The organism is Kitasatospora sp. NPDC085895, assembly GCF_040702125.1.
Lineage (GTDB): Bacteria > Actinomycetota > Actinomycetes > Streptomycetales > Streptomycetaceae > Kitasatospora > Kitasatospora arboriphila.
Map to the genome: position 1 here is coordinate 1 of NZ_JBFBJY010000222.1, position 1,645 is coordinate 1,645.

Sequence of the window (1,645 nt, forward strand, 5' to 3'; positions counted from 1 at the left end):
ACGACGTCGAGCTGGCCGCGTGAACGTCACCGAACTCCTGCAGCTGTTGCAGGCCGAACACGACGAGACCGCCGCACGAGCCCACAGCCTGCGCGAACAGATCGAGCGCCTGACCGCCGAGCTCGCAGACACCGAAGCCCGCCTGGCCGAGCTCACTGCGACCCGCAAGGTCATCGACGGCCTCACGCTGCCCGACCACGAGCCGGCTCCCTCGGACACGGACACCGTCTACCAGCGCATCGTGACCGCCTTCAACGGGCATCCCGAGCGGGTCTTCCGGGTTCGCGAGCTACACGAACTCCTCGGGCTGCCCACCGACGAACCCTCGATCAACGTCACCCGCTCCCGCCTGGGACGACTCGTCCGCCAGGGAGTCCTCGAGCAACCCGAACGCGGCCGCTACCAGAAACGGACTTAACGTCCTCTCAGACGGAACGGCGGCTCAGGCCATTGGCAGCTCCCACGACAAGTACTGGCCGCCGACCACCCGCACGTGCTGGCCGGCGAAGTCGAGGTGGTACCTATTGGGCCGGCCCGCCGCACCCCACCGCACGTGCACATCCTCGGCCTCGCGCCACTGGCTGCGCGGGCCCCACTCGACGGCACGCGTGCCATCCCCCGCGACAGCGGCCTGCACCCTGAACAGCACCAATACCACCCAGATCACGATCTACAGCTGCCGCGTCCTAGACTGGTCGTGATGTCTGCTTCGCGTGGACGCCGCCGACGGGACGCCTCGTCCTGTCCGCTCGCCGGCGGTTCGCCGAGCACGGCACCGGACAGGAGCGGGGACGCCGGACCGGTCACCGCGGCTCCCGAGGCCGGCGTGACCGGTCGTGACGGCAACGGCCCGGGGCGCAGTCGTGCCCCCGGCCCGACGGCCGCCCCGGAGTGGATCCGGCGGGTCCCCCGCAGGTGCCATCGAGGTACTTCCCATGCGCCAACTCCCGCTTGCCCGCGTCATCGCGGTCGCCGCCGCCACGCTGATCGGCCTGCCGCTGGCCGGCCCAGCCCTGGCCGCCGTGACCGTCACCCAGGACAGCCTCGCCCCCACGACGATGACGGCCGGGGTCCCGGCCAAGGCCACGCTGACCGTGCACTCCTCGTCCTGCTTCACCGCCAAGACCCTGGGGGTCGGCGTCCGCGACGCGGCCGGGCAGAACCTGGACTTCCCGGGGAACGCCTCCAACGTCCGGATCTGCCCCTCCGGGGTGACCTTCACCAGCCAGAGCAGGACCCTCCCCGCCGGGTCGTACACCGAGTTCGGCTTCTGGCAGGACTCCGCCAACGTGTGGCACAACCTGCCGTCCCGCACGCTGACCGTCTCCGCCGCCCCGGGCCCCGTCCCCGGGAAGAGCCTCACCTGGTCCGACGAGTTCAACGCGCCGATCGCCTGGGGCTCCACCTGGGTCGGCGACAAGACCAGCGCGTACCGCTACGGCGACCACAACCCGGACGACAACAAGCTCGACTGGCTGACCACCGGCGCGGTCGGCGTCTCGGGCGGTGTCGCCACGTTCACGGCCAAGCCGTCCGCGCACGTCCTGGAGAACGGCAAGCAGGCCTGGGACACCGGTCTGCTCACCACCGAGGGCTCGACCCAGGGCTTCCAGGTGCGGACCGGCGACTACGTGGAGACCCGGGT

2 protein-coding genes and 1 pseudogene are annotated in these 1,645 nt (G+C 71.1%); 2 read left to right on the forward strand and 1 reads right to left on the reverse strand.

The features are described from left to right. Positions 1 to 418: hypothetical protein (locus AB0442_RS42370; protein ID WP_366168833.1), on the forward strand; the 418-nt coding region annotated here is incomplete at its 5' end. A gap of 24 nt (positions 419 to 442) precedes the next feature. Here the strand turns inward: AB0442_RS42370 and AB0442_RS42375 are convergent. After that, positions 443 to 667 carry a hypothetical protein gene (locus AB0442_RS42375; protein ID WP_366168834.1) on the reverse strand — a complete coding sequence of 75 codons (225 nt, stop codon included), beginning with the start codon at positions 665 to 667 and terminating at the stop codon, positions 443 to 445. 268 nt (positions 668 to 935) lie between these two features. On the opposite strand from AB0442_RS42375, the pseudogene AB0442_RS42380 reads away from it, so the two are divergent. Next, positions 936 to 1,645: pseudogene (locus AB0442_RS42380) on the forward strand (hypothetical protein); the annotation flags it as partial.